Below are 25096 nucleotides of genomic sequence, written 5' to 3'. Positions count from 1 at the left end.
ATATGCACATCGTCAATTCTACCTATACGAGAATTATTCTTTCTCTCAGGGATAAAGTTTACCGTTTTTTCAATCTGAGTCCGCCTAAACTGACACAACCTCAACTCTGGCGCTGCCTATGGCGCTGAGAAACTCGGGCTTTTGAGAAATGTTTGCATCAAATCCCATTGCAACTTCAGTTGCCGCAAAAATTCTAGCATTGGTTGCCTTCCTCAGTCTTGGCCTGCTTGTTGTGGCCGCAGTTGCCATCATTCAGATGGGAATGATCGGGAAGGAACTTCAGAACATTGCGGAAAAGGATATTCCACTCACGCAAGCAATCAGTCAGGTTGCCAATCATCAACTACAGCAGGCAGCGGTGATTGAACGGATCATGCGCGTATCCGGCCTGACCTCCGGCGAAGATGCTGAATCAACCGCTGCATTGAAATCCACTTTGGCCGCTCTGAACGAGCAGGTTTCCGATGAAATTCTGAAAGCGGAAGCACTCGCCCTTTCGGCACTGGAAAAGTCGGCATCCGATACGCAAAGGGACGAGTTTTCCCAAACGCTCGAACAGCTCAAACGCATCGAGAACGAGTACCAAACCTATTCTGCAGAAATAGCTGGTATCTTGGCGAAGATCGAACAGAACAACCTCTCCGATGCGAGCACCCTTCTCGTTGAGTTGGAAAAGGAACAGACTCGCCTCGACCATGAACTGGTGTCGCTACTCACCGAGATCGAGCGGTTTACGCAAACAGCGGCGTCATCTGCAGAAGAACACGAGAAACAGGCCTTTCAGCAAATCGCGATCACCGCGGCGCTGACTTTAATTTTGTGCCTTGTCGGCTCAGTCCTTTTCGCCAGATATCTGATTTCCCGTCCCTTGCACCAGGTCACCGCAGGCCTTCTGGAACTCGCTAGAGGCAACACGGATGTGGAAGTCAATGTACGCACGAATGACGAAATCGGTCAGGTGGCAAGCGCATTCGAAACCTTCCGTGAAAACACGATCGAGATGAAGCGCCTGCAGGAACAGGCTCGCGAAGAAGAAATGCAGGCAGAAGCGGATCGTCGCGATACAAGATTGCGGTTGGCCGACGAGCTTGAAAGGCTCCTGATGACCAGCTGCGACACAGCGGTTTCTGCATTGAGTGAACTTGCGTCCGGTGCCGACGAATTGGCGCGCAACAGTCATGAGACCATTGAAAGGTCCAACACGGTTGCCGCTGCAGCCGAACAGGCCACAGCATCGGTCCAATCTGTTGCATCCGCGTCTGAGGAACTGGCGAGTTCAATTCACGAAATCAGCCGCCAGATTACACTCGCGAATTCCTCCACCTCTCGTACATCTGAACAGGCCGAAGTTTCCGGAGAGACAGTTGGAAAACTGTCTACATCGGCAGAGGAGATCACGGATGTCCTGAAACTGATCAGCGACATTGCTGCCCAGACCAATCTGCTGGCCTTGAACGCAACTATCGAAGCAGCGAGAGCTGGTGAAGCAGGCAAGGGATTTGCCGTCGTGGCTTCTGAAGTAAAGGCGCTTGCCACGCAAACCGGACAGGCAACCGATCAGATTGGTTCACAGCTGAGCGGTGTCCAGTCCGGGGCGGCAACCTGTTCTGATGCAATTACCACGGTTGTCAAAGCCATGATGGAAATTCGCGAACAGATTTCCGGAATTGCCTCTGCGATTGAAGAGCAAAACGCAGTTACGTCAGAAATAGCCAAAAACGCGCATCAGGTCGCGCAAGGCAGTGCCGACATTACCTTCAATATCTCCGAAGTGAACCAGGCAGCGCAGGTATCCGGCGACAGGGTGCAGGAAGTCGTGGGAGGCATTCAGAACATTTCCTCCCAGATAACGACAATTCGCGACGGGTTAGGCGATTTTCTCGGTCACCTGCGCGCAGCTTGACAACTGCTTGCCACGCTCTCCGAAACACTAGCCAAAACGACTGACCGCTGCCCCGTGTCCGCAACGCGGACACGGGGATCTGGAGCCATCCGGTTTCTAACTCTCGCTCTTGCGGTTAATCCGTGCAGACCAGATTATTCCAAAAGACCGATCTGTCGCTTGCCGGACCAAGGTAAAGCTCGATACAGATCTTGTCGGGAACCTGTCTCTTCAAGATCTTCACATTGTTCATGGGAAATCTCAGCGACCCTTGCTCCACCAGAAGCAGAACGCGGTTGCGCGAGAGACCAAGCCCTTTTGCAAGGACCTTATCCAGACGAACCTGGACGTGATCCGAATTCAGGATTGTCAGCGCCACTTTGCAGGCATCTGCACTATCGCCGGCAACCATTCGTCGTTTCAGGCTGAAATCAGTGCCCCCTTTGCCTCCGCCTCTCCCTTTGGTGTTGCAGGCGAAGGTGCTCGCCACTCCCTCATCGTTCCGTTGCAAGGCTTCGATGAGTTCTGCCGAAAGGCTGCTCACGGCTCGACGTTCAAAAATGGCCCTGTTCCATCTGCTTCCACAGACATCGCAACGATAGATCAGCCAGGCGTCAAGCTGGCTTCCATTTGCGTTCAACCGGAATTTGCCCGTCGAACCAAAAGGTTTCACAAATCCGCATCGTTGGCAGGGACGCTTTATTCTAGGTGTCTGAGAACGGACAACGGACCATTCCATGTTCAAAATAGACGACATTCCGTGGGTCTTCCTCGCACGGGAAGTCCGTCACAGGCAGTCGGGACGGCCGGACAGCGTCAGCTATCGGCACTCAGTCTGGCTGGAAGCTTTTTCGAAATGTATGCAGTGAACCGAAACAGGATCAGATGCGCATGGCCAAGCCACACCGGCCCCGATCCGCCGCCAGGACGAACAAAGTTCTTGACGCATTCGAGCGAATGCATGGCGGGATCGATGACCGGTCAGAGTGTTGGCAAAACAAACGTCCAAATTGAAATAGATGAGCCTCGATAGCGCTTACGAAAATCACAAGCAAGCTCAACTTGGAGTTTCGACGAGACGTCGTTTGAATTGTGTTCAGGTGTTGCGCGCCTGCAAAGCCAGAGCGACCAATGCAGGCCTCAGTTCAGACGGATCTTCCAATGGATCTGCAAACCAGAGACGTTCAACCTTATCTCCAGCCACAAGATCAACGCCTTCGGGATCCAGACAGGCAAGCCGCCAATTGGCCTCTCCGGCCTTCAGCAAATTCTGCGCATAAAGTTTCACCGCATCCCTATGGTCTGCGTTCATATGCGCAACCGCTCCGGCTTCCATTGAAGACCAGTCACCAGGCGAACTAACTTTTGCCAACAAGTCCTCTGTCTCCAATTCAAAAGCCTTGCCAAAGCCTCCATTCAGGCTTGCCCTGGAGAGCTCCAACCTGAAAAAGGAAAAGTCTCCGAAATCGACATAAAGTTCGGCTTTGGGATGACGAGCAAGGTAACGGTTGCGCAACCGCTCATGATCCGAACTTCCTCTCGATATCTTCACTGCCTTGCAGAAAAGAGAAATTCTCGGATGAGCGAGCGGATCACCTTTTCCAGGTTCGCCCAACAACAGCGAACATGAAGGGTTCTCCAGAATCGCCGCCGTGTGACCGGACAATGTACTTGTGAGGATGACAGGTGCACCATCCAAATCGGTCGCCACCGCAACCCGACTGGCAAGTGGATGCCGCGTTTCGGCTTCGAGCACCGCCAAAGCACCAAACCTCGCGGTTCTGATCAACTCCTTGGCCAATCTTCTGGCTTGATCATCGGTCGGCCGGATTACTGATTTCGGTTCTTTTTCCAGGCTCACGGCCCCTCCAAGTTCTGTTTTCTGTCGGCGCAGACAAGTTGCATTCCACGGTTTTCGCCTTCACCCGAATTCTGAACGTCAGATGAACAGACATCTCAGAACCGGTTCAGGGCGCCTATGCGATTGTCTCACCATCAGATACGGCGCCAATCGAGAACAGCGCCTGCCTTTGGAGAAAACCAATGAAGACCATGAGCAAACGTCTTGTTGCCGCCGCCCTCACGGGCGCCCTTCTTTTGCCGACCTTCGCGGCTGCTGAAGCCGGCTCGCGCAACGGTTGGCGTGACCACCGTGGCGGCCACCACCATAACCAGAGACACAATAATCGAAATCATAACCGACACAAAAACAATGATAATCTTGGCGCGGCTGTCGCGGCAGGTGTCATCGGCCTCGCTGCAGGAGCAATTCTGCTGGGTGCGACCCGCCAGCCGAGCTACGCAGGCCCGCCGCCGGTAAATCACTACCCGCCGGCTCCCTATCCCGGCCGCGTCAACACGGCCATCGGTTATCAGCCGTGGAGCCCAGCCTGGTACCAGTACTGCTCTTCGAAATACCGGTCGTTCAACCCGTCGACCGGTACCTATACCACCTACCAGGGTGAACAGCGTTTCTGCCAATAAGCTTGCGCCCGCCTGGTGGTACTGAAGAACTCGTGGCAACAAACGACCGACCGGCCGAACCGGTCACCCGTTTGTTGTCATTATTTTCAGAAGACTCGTGTTCCAAGGGAACTGAACAGCCTCGGTAGGCAAGTGCAACCAGGTTGTTTCGTTCAATCAGCCTGTTTGCATCAATCCGCCATGGTTTCTATTGAAGCGAAACCTTCCGGCGCAGCACCGAAATCGAACGGCGTGTCGACTTCAATGACCTTGTCGGGATAAAAACCATTGAACCTTGTTCGAAGCGACAAGCTGTAGGCACCTATATGGCCAATCTCGATCCAGTCTCCCGTGTCGACTGTCTCCGGCAGCCAGAAAGGCCTGGAAAGAATATCAACGCTGTCGCAGGTTGCGCCGCAGACCTTGAAGGGAACAATCTTGTCGGGCTGACCAGCCCGTGTTTTGCGAGCCGGGTCCGGAATGAAACGAGCCGGCAGCGTGATCTTTCCGGTCCAACTGTCGGAAAGAGACGCCCAGATGCCATCATTGATGTAAAGGCGCCGCCCCTTCTTCAACAGCACTCTGACAATGAGAGAGATCGATCGGGCCACGATCACTCTGCCTGGCTCGGCGACAAGAGGCAGATCATCAAATTGCCAATCAGCGATATCGGCTTTCAACTGCCCCATCAATTCCACGAGCGAGGGCATCTCAGGTGCTTTGCGGCGCGGATCGTGACCATAAACGGCGGGAAACCCTCCCCCGACATCAAGCTCCACAACCGGAACGCCAGCACGTGACCTGATCCAATCGGCTGAAGCCAGCGCTCGCTCATAGGTTTCCGGTTCTTCGATCTGGCTTCCAACGTGAAAACACAATCCGCATTTGAACCCGATACGGTCGATCCGTTGCAGCAACTCAACGGCGTGACCTGGAGCCGCGCCAAACTTCTTCGACAACTCGTAAGCAGCATGCCCCTTGGTGGCGATACGAACGAAGAGCGTGATCGTTCCAGGATCTATATCAAGAGCCCTAACCACTCGCAGGATCTTTGCGACCTCGTCTTCGTGGTCGAGCGAAAGGGTTCGAATACCGTAGGTTTCCAACGCCAACCGTATGTCCGACTGTGCCTTGATAGGATGCATGTAAAGCATCTCAGCCTTCGGCGCTGCCTCTTTCACCGCGGCGAACTCTGCAGGCGATGCGACATCGAAACAACTGATCCCGGCCTTTGCCAGTGCCTCAAGGACAAATGGCTCACCATTCGTCTTGACCGCGTAAGCCGTCTTGCCGGGGAAGAGCGACTGGAATTGCTGTGCGTCATGCCTGAGCACGTCCGGCCGGAAACAATACACAGGCTGATCGGGACGAAGATCCAAGGCGGCGTCAATAGCTGTTTTATAACGTTCCATCAGTCCTTCCGGCGTTAGAAGTCATCGAATAGAAAGGAACAAGCTTGAGACTGATTTGCAAGCCGGGATTGGGTTATTGGCAGATAATGTAATTACAGCTCTTGCCGTGGCATCCGACATCGAGATGGAAATGAGACTTATGATTTGGGTCTGCATCGGGGCCGAGAACGGTGGTGAACCTTTTACAGGCAGCCTTGTGTATGGCGGACAGGAAGTTTCCGCTCTGCGTGTTGCGCGCCCAATCCTTTTCAACTGAAATCTCAGTACCGTCACTTAATCGGAAGGCCACAATATCAATGGCTTTGCCAAGCGCATGTTCGGAGAGCTTTCCATCTGGAAGATTGTTTCGTCGGCGACACTGATAACCAGGGCCTGTGAGAAACTCGGACACTGGTTTCCCGAACTGTGCTTGTGCAATGGGCAAGACATCTTCAATCACCCACGCTGTAAGTGACGTCGCAAAACCGCATGATAGCGTGGCTTTCATCGGGAAGGTAACTTCGGCATCCTCGCCACGTAACCCAGAAAGGTTGACAGGTACGGTGATCCCGCAGTCCTCATCAGCTTGATCCCCTTGCATGGGAGCAAGTTGTTCAAATGTAGCCCCCGGAATATCGCAAGTTGCCGGTGTGGAGGATTCGCCCGCAGAAGCTTTTCTGCCACCGTCGTCAGGTCCTGCCAAAAGCTCTTCCGGAAGAGTAGCTGGTTTGATCGCCGGCACATCAACCCCCTCGATGAATCGCGAACTACCGAGGCCTGGAAGCGGCTTTTCCTGTGGCAATGGAGGATTTGCGTAAACATCTAAAGGCAGCAGGCAACACAACGCGAGAGCAGTACAAATCGACACGACGTTTAAGTGCATTCCCAACTCCGCACATTGTACTTGGCAGCGCCCCTCATGATTGATCAACACTTGTCCTGCGTCTATGGTTGCATGACCCAAAAAGTGGATGGCTCCCCATGACTTTAGAACTCTTTTTCGCCTATGTGATTGCCACACTGATCGTCCTCGCCATCCCAGGTCCGACGATCATGCTTGTTGTCAGCTATGCTTTGACCCAGGGACGCAAGTCTGCGGTTGCCAGCGTATTGGGTGTTGGCTTGGGGGACGCGACAGCAGCAGCTGCGTCGCTGATGGGTCTCGGTGCCATTCTAGCGACGTCTGCAACAGCATTCACCGTGCTCAAATGGGTAGGGGCGATCTACCTGGTCTGGCTTGGTCTGAAAATGTGGAGAAGCCGGCCAACTGCACTTGGGCCGCATCAGGTTGCCGATGTTCCCCCCAGAAAAATATTCTGGCATGCATATGTGGTCACAGCGCTCAATCCAAAAGGCATTGTTTTCTTTATGGCTTTCCTGCCACACTTCATCGCACCTCACGCCCCAGTTGTCCCGCAGCTCGCACTTCTGGGAACGACCTTCGTCGCATTGGGTGTTTTGAATGCAGCTGTTTACGCCTATGCAGCAGCAGCCCTCGGTCAAAAACTGAGAAGTCCTTCCCTGCTTAGACTGGTAAACAAGGTGGGCGGCGCATTCCTGATCTCCGCTGCGGCGATGACAGCAACATTGCAGAGATCTGCGAACTGAAAAAATCAGCGACTTGATGCGAAGGGAATGTTCTTTTTTGACCGTACGGCTTCCGCTTCGGTTTTTTCCTCTTCGGTTTTCAAACCGAAATTAGCACCGGATTGCTTCAAGGTTTCAAGTGATCTGCGGGCACCATCTTCACTAAGCGCTGCATAACGCTGGATGGCAGCATTCAGCTCCAATCCGCCAATGCGCAACCGCCTGGCCCTCATCGTGAGGATATCCTTGTAGGCTTCGGCCGTAACGCCGTTCGCCTTGCAAAGAATTATCAATGGCTTGTCGCTTGCGCTGAACAAGAGCTGGGATACCGCACTGGGCGGCAGATTGCTTACCTTAGCAAGCAACATCCCCAGCTCCGCTGTTCGATCCGAACGGGCGAACAAGATCACGGCATCATCGATTTTGGTCTTCTTGCTCACCACGTCACGGATCAATGCGTTGGATTGTTCACGAGCCTCTTCAAGCTTGTGCGCACGAGCGGCCACTTCGGTAGCGGCACGTTCAGCCAGGAGCTGAACAAGCGTGCTGTCGGCACCGAGTGCACTGACCCTTTCTTTCAACTCTTCTGTCAAGAAAGGCAGCAAGGCATGAGCAGCTGCGTCCGGCAAGTCGGTGCGGTTGATCAAGGCAGCCTGGATTGCTTCACTCGATCGGGCTTTTTCCACCAATTTCAGGAAGGATGCATCAGCAAACTCTGCACCCTGGTTTTCAGCGACTTTACTTAAAACCGCCGTATCCCCCCGATCCACCAATACAGTGGTAACTGCCTTGTCGACGGTTTCACGCCCGGCAATTGCCCCCAGATGCTCCATCGACGCAGAACATGCGATCTCAACCAGGTCTTCTGAGGTGAGCGCAGGTGAGTTTTCCAGAACCGGGCCGGCAACCGGAAATTCATCCTGTGCCAGCTTCACCATCAGTTCACGAGGAGCATCTTTCTCCTTGCAAACTCGTTTGGACAGAATGATCCTGGTTTCTTCCTCCAGCTGCCCGAGAACTTTGAGAACAATGTCGCCAAATAGCAGGCTGATCTGCTCGTCACGGTCGTCACCGGAGTTCACGAACAGGTCCGTCAGCATGCTGACCAGGCTTTTGCGCCCTCCAGCACTTGTGTCCCTCGCCAGATCAGCAAGTTTTGCAAGATTGATCATCGACACTCCGGCGCGACAGTCGCGTAAGCCTCGACATTATCAGCAGGCCCTTAACATTAAGCTACCGTTGATTGCCGCATAACCTGGAGAAACGGCCAGCAGCAGGAAAGCCTCCCCACAAATAATTCGACGCGCCAAATAATTAAATGCAACCCTCGATCGCACCACCAGGACAAATTAGTTCTGTTCTTTCGCAAAAGGCAGTGAACGTTTCCAATCAAGGCTTTACTTAATGCTTCCTCAACAAACACAACCCTGGAATGCAATTCTCCGCTGCGCTGCAGCATCTTTTTTGCTTCGCTTCGGCATTATGCTGACTTAGTATCACCCCGTCAGAAAGAGGTAATCGGGAGCGGACATATGACCCTTGTACGGAACCTGAACATGATTGCCTTCCTAGCAGCCTTTGCGTTTTTGGCTGCAATTGTAGTTGGTGCAATCTGAACCAAACGGCAAGAAATCAAAGAAAACGAGCTGCGCCGAGCAGACAGCAGGACAATTCAACAAACAATTTTAGATTCCCGGCGTAGTCGGCTGCACCAGAAGGTGCAGCCGCCGAAGACACTGTGCTGATTCCAGAATTGATCGCTCGTACGGGTGTCGAGGGTGAGAAATAGCACCCGAACGTACTGGAGACTGGGCAATTGCCGCAGCTGCCCAGACACAACCAAAAATTTCACTTCACAGGAAGCCTGTTGCATTCCGCAATTTCAAACACTGGTATATCAGGTCTGAACACAGGTTCCGCTCATGCGGCCAACTCTATCGTTTGAGCCAGTGCTGCGTCACGGTTTTCCGGTTCGATCATCAATTGATCTGCCGCGATCATTGTCACATCGGAGATGCCGATAAAGCCAAGAATATGCTTCAGGTAATTTCCGGCAAAGTCGATCTCTGATCCTATTTTGGTTCCACCAGAGGCAATGATGACGTACGCCTTTTTACCCTGAAGCAGACCGACAGGTCCGTTCTCAGTGTACTGAAACGTCTCTCTTGCTCGCGCGATCATATCAACCCAGGCTTTTAGCGTAGCCGGAATAGAAAAGTTGTAAACAGGCGTCCCAATTACGATGGTGTCTGCCTCCTTCAATTCTCCAACAAGCGTGTCGGACAGAGCAAGCACCATTTTTTGTTCTGCACTCCGTGCAGCAGGATCTGTAAAAGTCGCGCCAATCCACTCTTCGCTCAGGAACGGTACCCCTTGGGAAACATCGCGAGTAAGGACTTTTGCATCTGGTGATTTTGCCAGCAAACGTGTCACGAAGGTCTGCCCGAGGTCACGCGTCACTGAACCGGCGGTACGTGCTGAGGCATTGACATGCAGAATTGATTTCAACGGTGAGGACATCTTGATCTCCAAAGTTTCAAAACCGGCATCGGCGTTTGTTCGTTAATTGGAGATAGTTTTGATATTTTCGAATAACTAGCATTAAAATGGTGAACAGTATGTCAAGTTAACGAACAATGCCTTTTTGAGAATTCAAGCCCCCCATCTAATTCCCGACAGAAGCTTGTAGAGGCCAGCCAGCGCCAACGCCCCCACAACGGTATTGATCACCTTGCCTTTGACGCTGGACGTTCCTTTTCGCAGATCACGCAGAAAGTGCATGTCCTTCTGCGCTTCGATTGTGTTCTCGATGTCAACACCGAGCGCCTTGAGCACTTCTTGAGCAGCCTCCCGGCCGCCTTCTTTGCCACCTTCGCGGGCAATTTCCCGCATCTGATCTTCGTTCACTGCACGCCCCCTGCGTAACCCTGTTTGATTTCGTCGTACCACCGGCTGCACCGCATCACGCGGGCATTGGCACGGCCAAGCGCCTGGTCTGTCCGGATCAGGGCAACGTCCAGCGGCTCCCCGATCCGAACGCCGGACGCTTCTTTCCGTCTGCAGTCCTCCGGATAGCCCGGCAACTCTTTCGAGGCTTCCACCTGCGCCGAGAGTGCGGCGGCCCGTCGCAACCGCTCGTCATTGGTTGCGCAAGCGCTCAAAAAGATCAGGCTGCAAAGTGCAGCCATCCCCAACGGTCGAAACATAGTGTTCCAACTCCTGTGTTGCGGCTTCCGCTTCCGCGTTGGCCTGATCGATAAGGGAGAGGAAACGCCGGTTTGCCCGTTCCGTGACAACCTTCCGGCGTTTCAGCTCATCAAGCTGCACCCGGGCTGCGGTCAATTCCGCGTCGGCCACATACTCGACAACGGCCCGGCGAACCGCGCTCGACTTGTCGACCTTGTGCCAAACAAAAAAGCCGCCCAGAACGGCGGCAATGGCAAGGGCAGCACATGCGGTGCGGCTTTAGAGTATCCAGGCGATCACCGGCATTACCTCAGCCCTTCCAGGCAAAGCGCATGCTCGGCGGCGCGGCGGGTCACAAGTCCCCGGATCGTCCGGCCGCCTGCCTTGTTGAACCACTTGGCTGCATTGCAAGCCCCACGCACGTCCCCAGCATCAAGACGCTTGCGCGCTGTCGACCGGCAAAAGCCCCCGACCCCAATGTTGTAGGTGAGGCTGACAAACGCGACATAGGACTTTGCGGGAATGGCATCCGGCCGCTTGAGGCACTTTCTCATTCCGGCTTCATGCCGCTGCAACGAGGCCAACAGCATTGCGTCACACTCGGCCTTTGTGTGCTTGTCCCCAAGCTTCACCCCGAGCGTTTCGCCGTAACAGACGGTTGGAACGCCGACAACATCCCGGTATGCCGTCAGGCGCAGACCTTCCCAGGCACCGACCAGCGAAATCGCAGCCGCGCCAATGCCGCCGACAAGGCGGATTTTACGTCCCATCGTTCATGTCCCTTTGTGCGAGAAGCCGAGCCACGAACGCGGCCGACACCGTGAGCGCCGACAGGGCAGAGAGTAAGCCCGGCGCAATGAAGTCACCCAGAAAGGGCAACGCCACTTCCGCACCAGAGAGCAGCGCAGCAAGCAGCATAAGGCGCACGCTCCAAGCCCTTTGCAGGACCGCGCGCCAATCTGAAACCAATTTCATTGGACTGCCTTTCAGGCATAAAAAAACCGCCTCAAAGGCGGTGCGAGTTTCGGTCGGTTTGGTCGAGTTTATTCAGACGCAGGCGGAACCCATTCTGGAATGATACCTCCGGCATTTCGCCAAGCCTGAGCAGCCTGGATTACTTTGATGTTCCACCCGAAGTTCTCGCCTGGCCGCAAGCCGGTTTCAAGTGTTTCCGTATTCCCATTTGCGTGTTGCACATCATAGGAGCACGCACCGAAAATCTTGGACATGTCGCTGACTGTGTGGTCAGTTTCGTAGCTTGGAAAGAAGCCATGGAAATTGGTGATGATAGTTGTCTTGACGTTGATTTCGGTCATGCTTTTTCCTTACGCAACACGCTGATAGATGGCGACGGCACCAGCCTGGCCTCTGCATCGCCACGTGCCCGACAGGCCCGAAGATCTGTTACCGTCCGAACTGTCAGCGTAGCCCGTGGATGCTGTGTGCAAGTAGCAGGCTCGTGAAGCGTTTCTGTTGATCCCGGCGGGAGCAGATGCCCAAATGATGTGCCCAATTGGAAAGTTCGTTTCGTTTACACTTGAGCCATCATAGACCAATCCAACCTTGTGAATGCCGCCGTCATTCTCTTCAGCAACAAGTGCGTTCGCACTGTCGTCCCATCCCAAAAGACGATCCGCTCCACCGCTGTTCGCATCTTTGAAAACGATCCAGGCGTCGCCGCTATTGTCCGTGTTCACGTAAACGTAGCCGGTGGCGTAGACGTGACCGTTGACTGTCAGACTACCGCTGATCGTGCCTCCGATATCGGACCGCAACAACTGGCCCGACGTCAGACCGCCGACGGTCCCGGCGTCGTAGCTGGTTGAACCTTGCGGCCCTTCTGGCCCCGTTGCACCAATCGGCCCGACGTCACCCTTTGCCGCCAGCAGGCCCCAATCATCCGGCGATACACTCGGGTTCTGACCGATATTCACCCGCGACGAGATATACGAAGATCCATTGTAGGTGACCGTTTCGTCAGAATTGTAAGTGTCGCCCGAAGTCCAGACCCCACGATAGCTCAACCCGGGGTCGCCCTGCGGGCCTTGAGGACCTTCCGCGCCCGTCGGCCCCTGCGCGCCGGTATCGCCTTTCGAGCCCTGGATGCCTTCCGGGCCTTGCACACCCTGCGGCCCTTCCGGACCCTGAATGCCCTGCAAGCCCTGCAGGCCGCGTTCTCCTTTGGCGGTGACAATGTCCCACTCGGCCGCAGCATCTTCCGGGGTAATGCCGGTATGAGCCGCCACGCAGATGAAGTAAGACCCGTCATGGCTGACCGTATCCCGCTCAACGTAAGCGGTTGCCACGTTCCGCGGTGGTTCAGCCCGACAGGACCGGCAGGGCCTTGAATGCCCTGTGGCCCTTGCAAGCCCTGCGGTCCGCGCCCGAAGTTCACGCCCGTCGACCAGGCACCGACCGCGTTGGAGAGCTTCCAATAAACAATCCCGGCCTCCGTATCGAGAAAGGACGTGTCTTTGGGTTCAGCGTCATAGGCCGCACGGTCGGCCGTCAGGCCGGTGTAATCCGGGTCAAATGACTTGCCAATCGGCCCTTCTGGGCCCTGCGGGCCTTGCGGTCCAATCGGACCTTGTGAGCCAGTCGGACCGGATGGCCCTTCGGGACCGCGCGGGCCTTCCGGACCTTGATAGCCGGTTGGGCCTCGCGGACCTTCATAGCCGAGCGGGCCGCGTTCCCCCTGTGGTCCCTGCGGACCGGCAGGGCCTTGCGGACCAGCCGGACCCGTGGGGCCTTGGTTGCCGACCGGGCCTTTCGGCCCTTGCGCGCCTGGAAGAGACGCGATTTCAAGAACCTGCTGCAGCGTCGGCAAGTCCTGATTGTCGGCCGCATCAAGCGCGTTGATCATCCGCCGGCCTTTCAGGTCAAAGCCGCCGTTGACCTCGATCAGCGCCCGGGTGGCGACCGACTGCATGTTGATCGCCGTCCGGTCCATGGCGCGTTCCATGACCGCCGGGTCAATCTCTCCGCCTGCCAGGCTGTAAGGCTGATCGTATTTGCTCACCAGCAGAACCGTCAGCGTTTCCCCTGCCTGCAAGGCGCTGGCGTCAAAGAGCACGGTACCGGTGCCGAAGTTGCCGCCGGTAAAGTGCCAGTTGCCCGGGCTTTGCTGATACTGCCAAACGGTAATCACGCCGGTTGCAGTCCGGTGCGATACCTGCAGGTTGTTTTGGTCGACAAACTGGAATGGCAAGTCGACACGATCCGTCACGCCGTCGCCCGTGATCTGGGCGCGGCCTTCCGTCAAGGCTGCTACTGTCATGGAGTTCCCTGGTAAAATTTGAGATCAGAAATTGAGCCACGGTCACATTGGCGGCTCGAAAAGGCTCTCGCCGGATTGAACCTGTTGCGTTTATCCGCCAGATCCTTCTGGAATTCTTGTAACTGCAGGTGTCAGCAACTCTCTCAAGGTCTGGCTGCCGAGGTCTTTCCTTTCCCAATCAGGAAACTGCCGGTCAAAAGCCGCTTCCAGACTATGCCCTGAACGAGGGTCATTGCCTTTCGCCAGCGTCTCCGCGGCTTCCTCCGGACTCAGCCCATAGCCTTTTGTCAAAAGGGTCCACTTTTCAAACCTGTCGACAAGATTGCGTTCTCTTTTTGCCAACACCGCCGACTGCGGTGCCAACGCCAGTACCTTTGCGAGGTTTTCGTATGCTCGTAAAATGACCTCGGGTTCGTTGCTCCGAGTTCCCTTGCTCAAGGCGGCGGCATAACTCTCCGGAACAACGCCCTTCGTTTCCACAATCTTGAGTGCAAGTGTGTCCCGGTCGATTTCGCCATTTTCCAGAAAGGTGAACGCCCGGTCCGCGTTCTTCTGGCGCTGCGGTCCCCGATCCCCTTCTTCAGAAGACAAGAGCCAGCTCGCAGCTTCAATGTTCGCGATATGCTCCTTTTTTGCGACTTCAAGCTGGCCGATCAGTCGTGTTTTCTGCCTTGGGTCGAGCAAACTGTTTGCTTCGATCTCGGATTTGTCGAACTGGCCAAAACTCGCCTCGATGCGGCGTTCGATCTTGCCGGCTTCCCCAGCAGCAATCGCCGCTCTGCTTTTAACGGCATTTACCTGCATTCGGCCCAGTGTTGCACCAGGCAGCAGTTTCAGCCGCGCTGCCAGAACCTGGCTTTCGTCCGCAACCGCCTCCGGCCCGTCGGGGCCATTGACGGTCTTACCCACCTGTTCGAGGTCATTTCCTAAACCTTCCGGTCCTGCAAACTCTCGCCTTGCAAGTTCGTCGCCGATTGCTGGTAGCAGTTCTTCAAGTGGTCTTGTCTCAGCCCACGCCTCTGCCAGTGTCTCGCTTATTTTCGCATAGGCTGCCTTTTTGCCTTCGGCCGGCAAGGGAGCAGCCGACAGCAACGTTCTTGCCTGTTCGAATGCTTCTTCGAGTCCATCCGGGTTCTCGCGCACCTCTGATGCCAGCCGGATGCCTTCTTCTTCCAAACCCTGCTGGAAATAGCGTTCGTTTTCCCCCGCCTCAATTGCAGCAAAGCCGTTGATATAGCGGTCGCGCTGCGCCTCCACGTGGCGGTTGAACGCATCTCTTGAACCTGCAGGCAGTTCCTTGAGAGCCTGTTCTCTAGACTTTTCAAGATGAGCCATCATGGCCTCGGTGAAGCCGAAGCCGCCTGGTTGCGCTTGCCGCTGTTCCTCCGCAGCCCTTTCCTTCAACCTGGCGTCAAATTCCCGTTGAGCCACTTGAACTTGAAAGTCCTCAATTCGCCTTCGTCTTTGAGCAGCGGTCTCGGCAAGATCACCGAAAGCCCCTGCCGAACGGCGGATTTGTTGTCCCAGTCCTGCCGCAGCTTCTCCAACCTCGGTGTCAGCGACAACTTGCGGACTGCCAACGCCCGGAAGGCTGTCGGCACCATTGAATTTCTGCAATCTCGCCATTGTCAGAACCGTTTTGTCTCTAGAATTTGAAAGCACCGTTGTAGGCGGCATTGCCAAGCGTCGTGAAAGCCTGGGTAACACCACCCAGCATGGCACCGGTGGCGTTGATACGCCCCGCGCGGCGGCTCGAATGTGCCCGCTCCCGGGCCGTTTTCGCCTCGAAGGTCAGATTGTCCCGCTTGCCTTCCGCGCCATACCGAATTGCCTCGATGCTTTGTGCCGCTTCAAAGGCATTGTCGTCCGCGACGTCATTCAGCGAACCGGTTTGCGATAGCCCGCGTTCGGCTCCGGCAGCCCGGTTGAAGCCGAGTGCCCTTTCGTATTTGTCCAGGGTTCGTTTTCGCTCAAAAGAAGCCTGGGTCTGGTTGACCGCCTTCTGGCGGTCGGCCAGTTCTGCACGGCGCTCTTCCGCCTTTGCCTGGGCATCTGCCTGCTGGCGCGCGCCCTGCGCTTGCACGGCGCCGCCGGCCAGCGATCCCGCAACGGAGACCGCAGCCAATATTGCTGGGTGACACATGAATTAAGGCTCCGCGTCTCGGCCGAAATTGACGGCCAGGATGGTGCAGGGTTTGCCGCCGCTGGCTGCCAGCGTAAGCTGCCCCCCGTCTTCCCATCGCGTTTCGATTGGCTGGTCGAGCACGCCAGTGCGCAAGGGCGCCGGCTCTCCGGCGGTGTCACCCGCACGGTAGTAGATCAGCTCGTCCAGAAAGGTTTCGTCTGACCCGGCCTTCAGGGTTCCGGTGTTCAGAACCGCGATGCTGCAATTGTCCACGCGCATCTTGCGGCCCATGGCCGAACCATCCTGCGCATTAACGGGAAACGGCAAGGTCTTCGCCCTCGCCGAAACATTCAGCCCAACCAGGATCTTTTCCGCTGTCTGGCCATTCGGCAGGCTCGCTTCTCCGGCGGTCACAGTTGCCGGATAGTCGGTTCCATCGGCATAAAGGATCACTTCTTCGCCTTCCAGATGCTGAAGTCCCGAGACCGAGTTTGCCGGCAGGCCTTCGTAGCGCGCGCCACAATCGAGATGCCATGCATCCTCGATCAATCCACCTGGAAACGGCCGCTGTATGATTTCGATGTACCGCCTTGTCTGTCCTTCGATGGTCCGTTTCACGATCATCCAGACGGTGTCCGCTCCAGCGCCCGAAAGGTCCGCCATACATTCCACCACACCACCGAAATCGTGGCGCTGCATGCCATAGACCTGCTGCTGGCGTTCATAGGTGAAACCGATCCCACGGCCTTTCTGGTCCCACTGCCAGATGACGCTATCGGGATATTGCTGGTAGCAGGCCCCGGAAATACCGCTTTGAAACAGATGCGACTGCACCTCGCTCACCGCCTGAGACACCCGGCCATCTGAGCCGAAGTCATAAGCCATTTCGCGCATGTCGGTTCCATATGGGCCGTAGTAGATCAGCACCGATCCCACCTTGATCGGGCTGACATCATTGGCTCCGAAATTCGTCTCAGGCTTCTGGTCGACATTCTCCGGCCCGTAAGGGTCCTGATCGGTCGCCTTGCCGACGGCACGCACCGCCCGCGTCGTGCCGACAATCAGGTCGTTATCGTCGACCAGCCACTGGATGCGGTTCACCTGTCCGGAAAGAATGCCCGCGGTCACCGCGTCGGATGCCTTCAGGACATGGGACACGGAAAAATTGGTGAAGTCCTCCGTCTGGCTTTCCCAGATCTTCTGCGGTTCCTCGCTGGTCCCGGCAAAGGCGAGCCTGTTCTTGTGCCAGCCGATCGTTTCCGGCCACCCCGTCGTGCCGGACCACGCCCCCAACCGCCAGATGCTTTGTGCCTTGGTGTCCGGCAGCGCCTGGCCGAAAAGCTGCACCTTGACAGAGGTTGCCGACTGGCGGCTGTGGATCCGGAACCAGCGCCAGAACCCGTCCGACCCGCGAAACCGGATATGCCGCCCCACGTCAGACGCCTGAAAGCCGGCACCGCCATTGATGCCACCTGTCCCTGAAGCCGTCAGCGTGAACGGGCTCTGATCGCCACCTGCCTGGTGAAACACCAGTTGCCCGATTGCGGAATTGTCCGAAGCAGATCCGCCTCCTTGCGTGAAGCTCAGCCGGTAATGGGTAAAGGCGGTTTCGTTGTGAAAATCATATTCCCGCCATTCGTTGGAGGCCCAGGTATCCTGACCGTCCTGCGTATCCAGAATTGTCCAGTCGGAGCCATTGTTCGACGCCTCGATGTTCCACTGCCAGGGCATGTCGTCGTTCTGGCTGTTGTCGTTTGGCGCCTGCAGCATGTAGGCATCGATCACGACGCTGCTGGGAAACTGATATTGCACCCAACCCGTTGCGCCGGATGAAAGCACCGTTTTGCCCTCCGACCGGCTGAACACCTGCCACGCCGAAGCGCTGCCGTTGGAGGCCGACACCACCCCGCTCGGGGCTGTGTTCGATGTCATTTTCGGAACAGCATTGCCCGTGCCGGCCGGTTTCAGGTTCGTCGGCGAGATATTGACATCCAGATAGGGCCCGTCCCTGAACGACATCGGTTCGATCGCCCAGGAAAGTTCCGACAACCGCTTGAGCGCCTGCGGGGCAACGCCGCCACCAGCGATGAACAGCGTGTCGGTCGACTGTACGAATTTCAGCCGTGGCAAAACCTCGGAGGAATAGGGTGTCGCAACCTCCACGGTGCCGACCCGCCCCTCGCTGGTGAATATTCGAAACATGTGGTCGCCGAACTCAAGCATGTAATATTGACCGTTTCCGAACTCGAACGGGATCAACCAGCCTTGCCGACTGCTGTCCTTGAGTTCCGCAATGAATTTGGTGCCGCCGCGCCGGCGCAGGCCGCCGCGTTTCAGTGTCAGAAAATTCCGGCATTCGGCCAGGGAGGACCGGAACAGCTCCAGGTCCGAACGGTAGATCAGCTCCGGGTCGAGTTCGCCCCGGCTGAATGTGGCTTGAAGGTGATAGCTCATCTGTTTGCAATGATATCCAGGTCAATCATGGGCAGCGGCGTGCCCTGCAGGGCGTCGGATGTTCCGGCCTGGTCGAAGGCTTCCCGCGCCGCCTGGCGCAAGGCTTCCGCACGGCTGTTCTTTCCGGTGATCGAATGGGCGCAGCCCGCCGCCAGAAACAGGGCGAACCCGTTCACGAACAGCGGAGCGAATTCGGCCTCCCGCACCACCCGGCGCACATGGCGGAGCGGAAACGGCGGCGGATGATCCGACATGATGCGCTGACCCACCACTTCGAAGGGAATTATCCCACCTCCCGGCGATCCGCCAACACTCTGCTGTGGAATGCGAAGCGTGTCGGCCGGCAGCTTGTACTGGTAGGCCCAGCGAAACGGCGGTTTTTCGGTTTCCGCAGGCAGGTTCACCAGCTCGATGGCAAAGTCCCAGTCGTGCATGGCCAAATAGGCATCCCGGTGCGCTGCATAATGGTTCCTGAACCAGCGCGACGCCACGGAGGAAAAATCGAAGTCGCGGATGGGCGCTTCCTTCAGATGCGCAAGCGCAAGGTTCGCCATCTCAACGGCTGTGTTGACGGTTCCCGACATGAAATAGTTTCCTTGAAAGGGTCAGGCGGCGGCAAGGTCGCCGGCTTTGGCCTCATAGGCAGCAAGCGCCTGAACAGCCTCGTATTTGTTGGCGGCTTTTACGCCGGCATAATCCGCGGCCATGGCCTGCTGGGTCTTCCAGTGCTCCTTGCGCCAGCCTTTGGGCAGCGGCTTTTCGGCCTGTGGCTGCCTTGCTGCCCTTTGCTTGCGGTTCCAGTCCGCGGCCAGCGCATCCGCCAGGTGTTCCTGCCGCTTTTCGGCCTCGGTTTTGGGTGGGGCGCACCGGGCCAGAAAATCGGCTTCGTGTTGTTCTTCCAGGCGCTGGAGATGCCGCAAGCGGCGCATGATGATCTCGTCCATGTCTGGCCTCTTTTTCGAGAAAATGAAAAAGGGCGGCAAACGCCGCCCGAAGAAGTTTGGCAGGCCCTGACCTGGTCAGGCCCATGAGGGGTCGAACCGACCAAACAAAAAGCCCGCAGGAAAGGCTACGGGCAGAAACGTCGATCGGTCCAAAAACGTAGGGGTGGATGTCTGCGGTCGCTCGCCTCCAGACTGCCCGCTGGGTACGCTGTCAGATGTTCACCTTCAGGCAGGCCAGCTTCACGTTCTTGCGGTTGTATTTCCGGTCCCAGTTGGCCGCGTTGCGCAGTTCGGCCAGGCTCGCTCCCTGGGATTTGGCAAGAGAAGACGCCGTGAAATCCATTCCGGCCGGATGGATCAGCTCGAAACGGCGGGTGGTCAGATAGTCGGCACCGCCGCCGTCGCCAATTTCCGGATCACGAGTGATTTCGGTGCCTTCGTTGCCGTAGATCGTCGAGCGGCTCGGCACTTCGTCGATATGCATGAAAGCGCCCGGTGCAAACAGGAAGCAGGAGTATTCGTCCGAATTGGCCCCGGCCGTCACCGGCATCATTTCCGAATGCACCACCATCATCCCGGCATAATAAGGCACCTCGAACGGCGCTTCGGACGGTTTCTTGAACTCGATCTTTTCGTCGTCCAGAAGCGTGCCGTAAACGAAGCTGTGCATGGCGATCACGCGCAGGTCGTCCAGGTTTTCACCCATGGTCAGGCGCGCACGGTTGATCGCCTGATAGCTGATGCGGTTGGCAGCCGTCGGCGAACCGACATCGGAATAGATGGAATAGACCATGTCGCCGCTGTCATTGGCGACATTGTCGGCGATCACGCCTTCAGCCGTCGCAATGATGCGCTCTTCCTTGCGGCGTCCCCAGTAAGCGCTGATCCGCTCCGCCACCCGGTTCATGGCGCTGTCGCCCCGGCCCGTTGCGGCATAGCTTGCCACCGTCTTGGCACCGTATTTCTTGGCCAGGCGGTGCTTGTAGGCCTTCATGTCGCTGGCGGTGATCTTGCTGACACCGATCTTGTTATCACTGTCATCGATCACCGTCGGCTCGGCATCATCGAGGTCTTCCCAGTACGGCACTTCAATCTGGTTGCCACCGGCCTTGAAGCGCTTGCCGATTTCCGGTGCCGGACCGGCCAGAATGCCGGATTTTTCCAGCATGATCAGCTTGGCCGGCTTGTTCTCCGCCATATAGGGGGTGAACACACGCGGGACGACGATGTCTGAAATTTGAGATGTCATTGAATTTCCTTTGATTTTGACAATTTTCCGGCTCTAACGGACTGCTGTCGATGGCGCACGTTTCCTCGCCATGGCCGCAGGCAATTTGCCAAAAAGTCGCCCCTTCCAATTTTGAAGTAGCTGAAGCAACGTTCCGGTTGAAAAAAGAAATACGCAGTTTTGGAGGACTTCCGTTTCCTCGATTAACGGGGCAGAAATCGCTCAAAGCGGGTAAGATCGCTCAGCCGAGGTGGCAATATCGCGATGACAGTCACAGGCCTGCGTTGCTTTGACGGCAAAGCGCACAAAGGACTTCGCAAGTGAGCAAGGATCTGGCGTCTGATGGATCCGATTTGTGAGGTAATGCATCGGACCACGTAAATTTGAGGGGTCGTTCAGTTAAACGACAACACCCTTGAACCCGAACAACTCCGGGTTTCGTCCAGCAGAAAGGATAAGCTGCTTCGCCTTCGTCGGCTGATGGTCCAAAAGGAAGGCCTGCTGTTTGAGGTCGGGTTTTCTCACGTCGAATGGATTTGCATTCTTCAGATTATCAGGCTGGAGCATAGAGCGAGCTCTACTCGGTTTGGCGCTCGGAATGGGACCGTTCTCAAAAGCCTCACCGCTCTTCGGTTCGCTCAAGGATGGCGGCGGAATATCACTTTCGCCACGCAACGCGGGCTGACTATCCCTCGAACGGTTGTCATCCGCTGCCAAATGAGGTCTCGGCATCGGAAACGGAGCAGAAACATGGTTTCGTAATCTGTTGCCATGCGCCGACTGACCATCCAATTCAGGATCTGACTGCGCCGATCCTGCAGGTAAGACATCTTTGTTGCCGATCAGATCTTCGGTAAAGCCTGGGACTGGTTTTTCAAATTGATGCCTTGTTGAATTCAGCAATTCCTGTGGCGAAATCCCGAAAGACTTCAGGACCGTCCCCGCCACGCTGTTGCTATTTTGGTTGTCGATTCTGTAATCAAGGTTTTGAGCATTGATCCGATCAATAGCCCTGCGAGCTCTTATCCTGTATGCCTCGATTTCAGCCGGCGTCCCCGCGATAATTGTTGTCTGGTTGTCGACGAGATGCCCCATCCTTGAAAAATTATCCAAGTGACCTTTGATCGTATCGCTTCCGTCCCAGGGTTTTCCTATTGGAATTATATTATTTTGCCTGTCATGTGAAAGTCCGTTGACTTCCCAGATCTGCTTGCCGGTTTCATCATGAGCTGTGATGACAATATGTGAGGCAACACCAAACAGCTTGTACTCACCGATACGTATCGTTTGCTGTCCGTGATTATCCATTACTTGGCCCTTATCTAAATGTTGTCAGACCAACCGCCCTTTTCGCAATACCATTTCGGTGCGGAAATCAACGAACTTTCCGAGCCCTCCCGACTGAGGCAAAGCTCACCTTTTCGGGATTTTTTTTTGCGTATAAATATACGGGGGAGGCGGTGGAAAACCGAGAAATGCGGCGGTTCTTTTGTCGGCATATTCTTGCTTCACGACATAAGTCATATCTTGAGTTTTGTCGCAAATTCTCACTATTCGAAAATATTCGTTGTATACGCGAGAAATCCTCTCCTGATCCGCGCCAGCAAGACCGGTTTTCATTTCTTTCTCAAGCCGTTCGAAAATCGGTCCGGGATCACAGGCCGAAACCACCGTTTTCCCGTTTGCACCTGATAAATTTCTCTCTTCATCTGACGCGCAGGCAACGAGAAACAGGCCCAACAAAATGCCCGATAGTCTTGATAGTTTCACAATCGAACTCTCCGATTTTGATCTTTTGATACCGGCATATTGTTCATGATATGCTCCAAAAAAAACCTTTAATTGCATCCGGTTAGAGAACCAGGCCTTCGCACCGGAGACTGAAAAGATCGCCAGATTTTTCTGCCGGGGTGTCTGACCTGCTCCACAGACGGATTGCTGGCATCAGTTGGCACGATTGCTCATGGCACAGCACGACTTTGCAGGCAGGTGTCAGCTTGTGCAGGTTTATGGAAATGCGCAGTAAACCGACACCTGCCAGCGAGTTTCATCTCTCTTCGAGCGCTGTGGAAAGTGGTAGGCTCGCAGGCCGCAGGAAGACCAAAGACTGCATCTCCAGGCACTGAAGTTGATCGGTGGAGCCGGGTTCGGCGCCGGAATAAACAACCATGGTGTTTTCCTGTGTGCCGTCGTCAGTTCCTGCAAACTCAAAAACCGATGTGCAAGGCGTCTCTAGAATCTTGTCCCGATAGGAAAACTCGAAATCGTCGAACACTGACATTGGCGGGCCGAACTCAACGAGAGTGCCCCGACCATCCTTGACCCTCATCAAATCAAAAATGGATAACCCGAGCGATTGAAAGAATTCTCCTTGTGGCGCAAGAATTTCAGTCAATTCCGTACTCTTCTCGCCACTGCCACCTTCCGAACCCGGTCTCTTGTCCAGATCGAGATTGAGCACGGTAATCGTATTGGAAAGCTGGTAATCCAACGCATCCACCGGAGTGCTGTAATACTCGTTCCGTCCATAGGGCAGATGCGAGATGCCATGGCCTGGAATATCCGGAAACTGCTCCGCATTCTGTTCGATTTCCTCGGGCGAAAAGCCCAGATAGACCACACGGACATCCTCCGCGACCTGCACCTTGAACATTGCGGGATCGAGGCTTGAATTGACATAGCCCTCTATTTCAGACCGAAGAACTTCAGGTTGCTGTTCCCACGGGATGACAGCACCGTCCGCGGCCAGGCAAACCGACGGCAGAGCAATAACCCCCGACACTTTCAGAATTGCCCCAAAGCCCTTGATAAAGCGAAAGGTGTTCAATTTCATTCCGGATCCCTTTATATATCAGCGCTCTCGAAGAAAGGCATCGAGACGCTGAACAATCAGAATATGTTCATTATTTGTTCCTGATCAACCCTTAATTGAAATTGGCACGAAAACCTCTTCCGAAACCGGCGGACACGATCATCTGGGGTACCCGCAAAGGGTTGTTTTCCAGAAGATTCGATTGTTGCCTGTGGGCCGGATTACCGATCTTGACAGATTTGCCATATGCAGTCTCAAGTGATGCTTGTGTTGCCGCAAGGCGCGCCTGGGGATCAGGCAACCCAAGGTTTTTAGCTGCGATATAGACATTGCGAGTGAATTCGTTGACGAGATTTTTCATTAAGTTTATCGCCTTAAATATACTAGTAGTTCTTCCTGCGAACGAATTAAAAGCGCAGGAAAATTTCTGCACAGAAGAATGGATACCTTACGATTTCACGATGATCGACGACCTACTCTTGATAAAACACGCTTATCACAGCGCGAGATGCCAAAAATTAGAGGGAAAAACCTTTGTCTGCCGCGAGAAATGGCCTGGCTCTGACGATGTCAGTGTTTATCAGGTACACGCAGAAGTACTGGAAACCGGCGACCTAGCCTTCTGGTCTACAGATATTGATCCATCCAGCGAACCGTGGATCATTCCCAGGTGCGAGGAACTCACCAACTAACAGGGTTTCGCTCCCCACTGGCTTTCTTCGCGTGTACCGACATTCGGGTTAAGCACATGATCTGCCAGATCAACAATCGAAAACCGGAACCAAACGCGATTTGCACTCATCCCCGCCGCGGCAACTTGAAAAGACTGCTTGTTACAGCCCGAACAACCGTGGATCCCGCCCCGCCGCGACGATCATCTGCCGTGCCCGCAAGGGGCTGTTTTCCAGAAGATCCGACTGCTGCCTGAGGTCCGGATTGCCGGTCTCGAAGGGATTGCCCCCCTCCCCACCCGCGCCGAAACCGTTCAGGCCGTCTTCCGAAAAGGCGCTGTCGTGGATGAAGGCGAGCAGCTTCACCGCCACGGGGTCTGTCACCTGCTGCAAACCGTCGCTGCCTGCCGTGGTCAAGGCGCCTTTTTCCGCAAACCATCCTGTCAGGTCCACCCCGGCCGTCTTCAGGGTGCTCAGCGCCCGGTCGGCCTTGGCAATGGCGTTCTGATAGCCGTCGCTGTCCGGTTCGCCATATTCCCTGACCAGGGACAGGTGCGCTGCCTCGGCCGCCTGGCCCTGTTTCTGCGCGGCGTCAAAAGCCGCTTCCTCATGGGCGGAAAACTGCTCTGCCATCTTGCCCACCCACCGGTCGTGCAGCTTTTGCGCTGCCTCCGGGTGAAGCCCCGCCTCCTTGAACCAGTCTCCGGCTTCCTGCGCAAAGGCCTGGTCGTAGGGAAAGTTTTCCGGCAGCGCCTCGGGCATCTTGAAGCGATAGCCGTCCTTCGGTGTCCAGCGGCTGGAAACATCGGCATAAAAGGCCGCCTGCTCCTCGCTGCCGGCCTCCTCGCCCGGAACCTGAAGCGCCCCGGACAGTCTGTCTTCCAGCGAGCGATAGCCTTCCAGAATGCCGGCGGTATCGCGCCAGCCATAGCTGGCGGCCATGTCCCGGTCGGCATCGCTCAGGCCGTCGATGAAACCTCCCCCCTCCGAAGGGTGATGCCCCATACCATCGTGTCCAGAACCGTCGTGCCCGCCGGCCTCCGGTCCTGCTGCCGGCTCAATCGCGTCGTACATCG

Annotated in this window: 26 protein-coding genes; 3 read left to right on the top strand and 23 right to left on the bottom strand. The window is 55.7% G+C overall.

Features of this window, described 5'->3' with window-relative positions; genetic code table 11:
• Positions 1-148 precede the first annotated feature (148 nt).
• A complete protein-coding gene (locus ACP90_RS09105; protein WP_062488103.1) occupies positions 149-1903 on the top strand; it encodes a methyl-accepting chemotaxis protein in 1755 nt (584 codons plus the stop codon).
• Between the two features lie 115 nt (positions 1904-2018).
• Here ACP90_RS09105 and ACP90_RS09100 read toward each other — a convergent pair whose 3' ends face one another.
• Together ACP90_RS09100 and ACP90_RS09095 are read right to left on the bottom strand one after the other, a co-directional pair.
• The gene (locus tag ACP90_RS09100) at positions 2019-2639 is read right to left on the bottom strand and encodes a DUF1062 domain-containing protein (RefSeq protein WP_082809708.1); all 621 of its coding nucleotides are present in this window, start codon (positions 2637-2639) and stop codon (positions 2019-2021) included.
• 339 nt (positions 2640-2978) lie between these two features.
• Positions 2979-3743 carry a DUF2470 domain-containing protein gene (locus ACP90_RS09095; protein ID WP_062488099.1) on the bottom strand — a complete coding sequence of 255 codons (765 nt, stop codon included), beginning with the start codon at positions 3741-3743 and terminating at the stop codon, positions 2979-2981.
• A 182-nt stretch (positions 3744-3925) separates the two neighbouring features.
• Between ACP90_RS09095 and ACP90_RS09090 the strand changes: the two genes are divergently transcribed.
• Positions 3926-4366 (top strand): BA14K family protein, encoded by a 441-nt coding sequence (locus tag ACP90_RS09090; RefSeq protein WP_062488097.1) that lies wholly within the window; start codon positions 3926-3928, stop codon positions 4364-4366.
• Positions 4367-4536: 170 nt separating this feature from the next.
• On the opposite strand, the gene ACP90_RS09085 is transcribed toward ACP90_RS09090, so the two are convergent.
• Together ACP90_RS09085 and ACP90_RS27945 are read right to left on the bottom strand one after the other, a co-directional pair.
• Positions 4537-5757: an alanine racemase gene (locus ACP90_RS09085; RefSeq protein ID WP_055655505.1), complete on the bottom strand. Its 1221-nt coding sequence runs from the start codon at positions 5755-5757 to the stop codon at positions 4537-4539.
• A 73-nt stretch (positions 5758-5830) separates the two neighbouring features.
• Entirely contained in the window at positions 5831-6619 is a 789-nt protein-coding gene (locus ACP90_RS27945; protein WP_088665193.1) for an extensin family protein, read from the bottom strand.
• 98 nt (positions 6620-6717) lie between these two features.
• Here ACP90_RS27945 and ACP90_RS09075 point away from each other — a divergent pair, with 98 nt between their 5' ends.
• Entirely contained in the window at positions 6718-7344 is a 627-nt protein-coding gene (locus tag ACP90_RS09075; RefSeq protein ID WP_023000451.1) for a LysE family translocator, read from the top strand.
• A 5-nt stretch (positions 7345-7349) separates the two neighbouring features.
• Here ACP90_RS09075 and ACP90_RS09070 read toward each other — a convergent pair whose 3' ends face one another.
• The 19 genes from ACP90_RS09070 to ACP90_RS08960 all read right to left on the bottom strand — a co-directional run bounded on the left by ACP90_RS09070 (position 7350) and on the right by ACP90_RS08960 (position 25094).
• Positions 7350-8495 carry a DUF2336 domain-containing protein gene (locus tag ACP90_RS09070; RefSeq protein ID WP_062488094.1) on the bottom strand — a complete coding sequence of 382 codons (1146 nt, stop codon included), beginning with the start codon at positions 8493-8495 and terminating at the stop codon, positions 7350-7352.
• Positions 8496-9243: 748 nt separating this feature from the next.
• Positions 9244-9843, bottom strand: a complete 600-nt coding sequence (locus ACP90_RS09065; RefSeq protein WP_031269103.1) for an NAD(P)H-dependent oxidoreductase — start codon at positions 9841-9843, stop codon at positions 9244-9246.
• Positions 9844-9975: 132 nt separating this feature from the next.
• Positions 9976-10230: a hypothetical protein gene (locus ACP90_RS09060; RefSeq protein WP_023000448.1), complete on the bottom strand. Its 255-nt coding sequence runs from the start codon at positions 10228-10230 to the stop codon at positions 9976-9978.
• Positions 10227-10511, bottom strand: coding sequence for a hypothetical protein (locus ACP90_RS09055; protein ID WP_201030458.1), 285 nt, complete (start codon positions 10509-10511; stop codon positions 10227-10229). Before ACP90_RS09055 ends, ACP90_RS09060 begins: the two co-directional genes overlap by 4 nt.
• Positions 10512-10814: 303 nt before the next feature.
• The gene (locus ACP90_RS09045) at positions 10815-11279 is read right to left on the bottom strand and encodes a lysozyme (RefSeq protein ID WP_062488088.1); all 465 of its coding nucleotides are present in this window, start codon (positions 11277-11279) and stop codon (positions 10815-10817) included.
• Positions 11280-11552: 273 nt separating this feature from the next.
• A complete protein-coding gene (locus tag ACP90_RS09035; protein WP_062488085.1) occupies positions 11553-11825 on the bottom strand; it encodes a hypothetical protein in 273 nt (90 codons plus the stop codon).
• A gap of 9 nt (positions 11826-11834) precedes the next feature.
• On the bottom strand, positions 11835-12533 hold the full coding sequence (locus ACP90_RS28735) for a hypothetical protein (protein ID WP_145915743.1): 699 nt from the start codon (positions 12531-12533) through the stop codon (positions 11835-11837).
• Entirely contained in the window at positions 12530-13786 is a 1257-nt protein-coding gene (locus ACP90_RS28730) for a hypothetical protein (RefSeq protein WP_062488081.1), read from the bottom strand. Before ACP90_RS28730 ends, ACP90_RS28735 begins: the two co-directional genes overlap by 4 nt.
• A gap of 90 nt (positions 13787-13876) precedes the next feature.
• Positions 13877-15190 carry a hypothetical protein gene (locus ACP90_RS09020; RefSeq protein ID WP_062488079.1) on the bottom strand — a complete coding sequence of 438 codons (1314 nt, stop codon included), beginning with the start codon at positions 15188-15190 and terminating at the stop codon, positions 13877-13879.
• Positions 15191-15431: 241 nt separating this feature from the next.
• A complete protein-coding gene (locus ACP90_RS09010) occupies positions 15432-15929 on the bottom strand; it encodes a hypothetical protein (protein ID WP_145915742.1) in 498 nt (165 codons plus the stop codon).
• Between the two features lie 3 nt (positions 15930-15932).
• Positions 15933-18365, bottom strand: a complete 2433-nt coding sequence (locus ACP90_RS09005; RefSeq protein WP_062488073.1) for a hypothetical protein — start codon at positions 18363-18365, stop codon at positions 15933-15935.
• Complete coding sequence (locus ACP90_RS09000) at positions 18362-18949, bottom strand: hypothetical protein (protein ID WP_062488071.1); 588 nt, start codon at positions 18947-18949, stop codon at positions 18362-18364. Before ACP90_RS09000 ends, ACP90_RS09005 begins: the two co-directional genes overlap by 4 nt.
• A gap of 21 nt (positions 18950-18970) precedes the next feature.
• Positions 18971-19309 (bottom strand): hypothetical protein, encoded by a 339-nt coding sequence (locus ACP90_RS08995; RefSeq protein ID WP_062488068.1) that lies wholly within the window; start codon positions 19307-19309, stop codon positions 18971-18973.
• A gap of 211 nt (positions 19310-19520) precedes the next feature.
• Positions 19521-20558 (bottom strand): hypothetical protein, encoded by a 1038-nt coding sequence (locus tag ACP90_RS08990; protein WP_145915741.1) that lies wholly within the window; start codon positions 20556-20558, stop codon positions 19521-19523.
• A 378-nt stretch (positions 20559-20936) separates the two neighbouring features.
• The gene (locus ACP90_RS08985) at positions 20937-21845 is read right to left on the bottom strand and encodes a hypothetical protein (RefSeq protein ID WP_062488065.1); all 909 of its coding nucleotides are present in this window, start codon (positions 21843-21845) and stop codon (positions 20937-20939) included.
• A gap of 105 nt (positions 21846-21950) precedes the next feature.
• The gene (locus tag ACP90_RS08980) at positions 21951-22307 is read right to left on the bottom strand and encodes a hypothetical protein (RefSeq protein WP_145915740.1); all 357 of its coding nucleotides are present in this window, start codon (positions 22305-22307) and stop codon (positions 21951-21953) included.
• 277 nt (positions 22308-22584) lie between these two features.
• Positions 22585-23370 (bottom strand): hypothetical protein, encoded by a 786-nt coding sequence (locus ACP90_RS08975; protein WP_062488063.1) that lies wholly within the window; start codon positions 23368-23370, stop codon positions 22585-22587.
• A 91-nt stretch (positions 23371-23461) separates the two neighbouring features.
• Complete coding sequence (locus tag ACP90_RS08970; protein WP_062488062.1) at positions 23462-23710, bottom strand: hypothetical protein; 249 nt, start codon at positions 23708-23710, stop codon at positions 23462-23464.
• 472 nt (positions 23711-24182) lie between these two features.
• Positions 24183-25094: a hypothetical protein gene (locus ACP90_RS08960; RefSeq protein WP_062488060.1), complete on the bottom strand. Its 912-nt coding sequence runs from the start codon at positions 25092-25094 to the stop codon at positions 24183-24185.
• Positions 25095-25096: the final 2 nt, after the last annotated feature.

The sequence above is a fragment of the Labrenzia sp. CP4 genome, assembly GCF_001579905.1.
GTDB lineage: Bacteria > Pseudomonadota > Alphaproteobacteria > Rhizobiales > Stappiaceae > Roseibium > Roseibium algicola.
This window is presented reverse-complemented; position numbering and strand designations above follow the sequence as displayed.

What these genes read in the sequence shown, in the direction of transcription:
- ACP90_RS09010 (WP_145915742.1), bottom strand. Translation starts at nt 15,929, where the DNA reads ATGTGTCACCCAGCAATATTGGCTGCGGTCTCCGTTGCGGGATCGCTG.
- ACP90_RS09000 (WP_062488071.1), bottom strand. Translation starts at nt 18,949, where the DNA reads ATGTCGGGAACCGTCAACACAGCCGTTGAGATGGCGAACCTTGCGCTT.
- ACP90_RS09055 (WP_201030458.1), bottom strand. Translation starts at nt 10,511, where the DNA reads ATGGCTGCACTTTGCAGCCTGATCTTTTTGAGCGCTTGCGCAACCAAT.
- ACP90_RS08995 (WP_062488068.1), bottom strand. Translation starts at nt 19,309, where the DNA reads ATGGACGAGATCATCATGCGCCGCTTGCGGCATCTCCAGCGCCTGGAA.
- ACP90_RS27945 (WP_088665193.1), bottom strand. Translation starts at nt 6,619, where the DNA reads ATGCACTTAAACGTCGTGTCGATTTGTACTGCTCTCGCGTTGTGTTGC.
- ACP90_RS09090 (WP_062488097.1), top strand. Translation starts at nt 3,926, where the DNA reads ATGAAGACCATGAGCAAACGTCTTGTTGCCGCCGCCCTCACGGGCGCC.
- ACP90_RS09070 (WP_062488094.1), bottom strand. Translation starts at nt 8,495, where the DNA reads ATGATCAATCTTGCAAAACTTGCTGATCTGGCGAGGGACACAAGTGCT.
- ACP90_RS08985 (WP_062488065.1), bottom strand. Translation starts at nt 21,845, where the DNA reads ATGGATAATCACGGACAGCAAACGATACGTATCGGTGAGTACAAGCTG.
- ACP90_RS09005 (WP_062488073.1), bottom strand. Translation starts at nt 18,365, where the DNA reads ATGAGCTATCACCTTCAAGCCACATTCAGCCGGGGCGAACTCGACCCG.
- ACP90_RS09045 (WP_062488088.1), bottom strand. Translation starts at nt 11,279, where the DNA reads ATGGGACGTAAAATCCGCCTTGTCGGCGGCATTGGCGCGGCTGCGATT.
- ACP90_RS08970 (WP_062488062.1), bottom strand. Translation starts at nt 23,710, where the DNA reads ATGAAAAATCTCGTCAACGAATTCACTCGCAATGTCTATATCGCAGCT.
- ACP90_RS09105 (WP_062488103.1), top strand. Translation starts at nt 149, where the DNA reads ATGTTTGCATCAAATCCCATTGCAACTTCAGTTGCCGCAAAAATTCTA.
- ACP90_RS09100 (WP_082809708.1), bottom strand. Translation starts at nt 2,639, where the DNA reads ATGTCGTCTATTTTGAACATGGAATGGTCCGTTGTCCGTTCTCAGACA.
- ACP90_RS08975 (WP_062488063.1), bottom strand. Translation starts at nt 23,370, where the DNA reads ATGAAATTGAACACCTTTCGCTTTATCAAGGGCTTTGGGGCAATTCTG.
- ACP90_RS09075 (WP_023000451.1), top strand. Translation starts at nt 6,718, where the DNA reads ATGACTTTAGAACTCTTTTTCGCCTATGTGATTGCCACACTGATCGTC.
- ACP90_RS08990 (WP_145915741.1), bottom strand. Translation starts at nt 20,558, where the DNA reads ATGACATCTCAAATTTCAGACATCGTCGTCCCGCGTGTGTTCACCCCC.
- ACP90_RS09065 (WP_031269103.1), bottom strand. Translation starts at nt 9,843, where the DNA reads ATGTCCTCACCGTTGAAATCAATTCTGCATGTCAATGCCTCAGCACGT.
- ACP90_RS08960 (WP_062488060.1), bottom strand. Translation starts at nt 25,094, where the DNA reads ATGTACGACGCGATTGAGCCGGCAGCAGGACCGGAGGCCGGCGGGCAC.
- ACP90_RS28730 (WP_062488081.1), bottom strand. Translation starts at nt 13,786, where the DNA reads ATGACAGTAGCAGCCTTGACGGAAGGCCGCGCCCAGATCACGGGCGAC.
- ACP90_RS09085 (WP_055655505.1), bottom strand. Translation starts at nt 5,757, where the DNA reads ATGGAACGTTATAAAACAGCTATTGACGCCGCCTTGGATCTTCGTCCC.
- ACP90_RS09035 (WP_062488085.1), bottom strand. Translation starts at nt 11,825, where the DNA reads ATGACCGAAATCAACGTCAAGACAACTATCATCACCAATTTCCATGGC.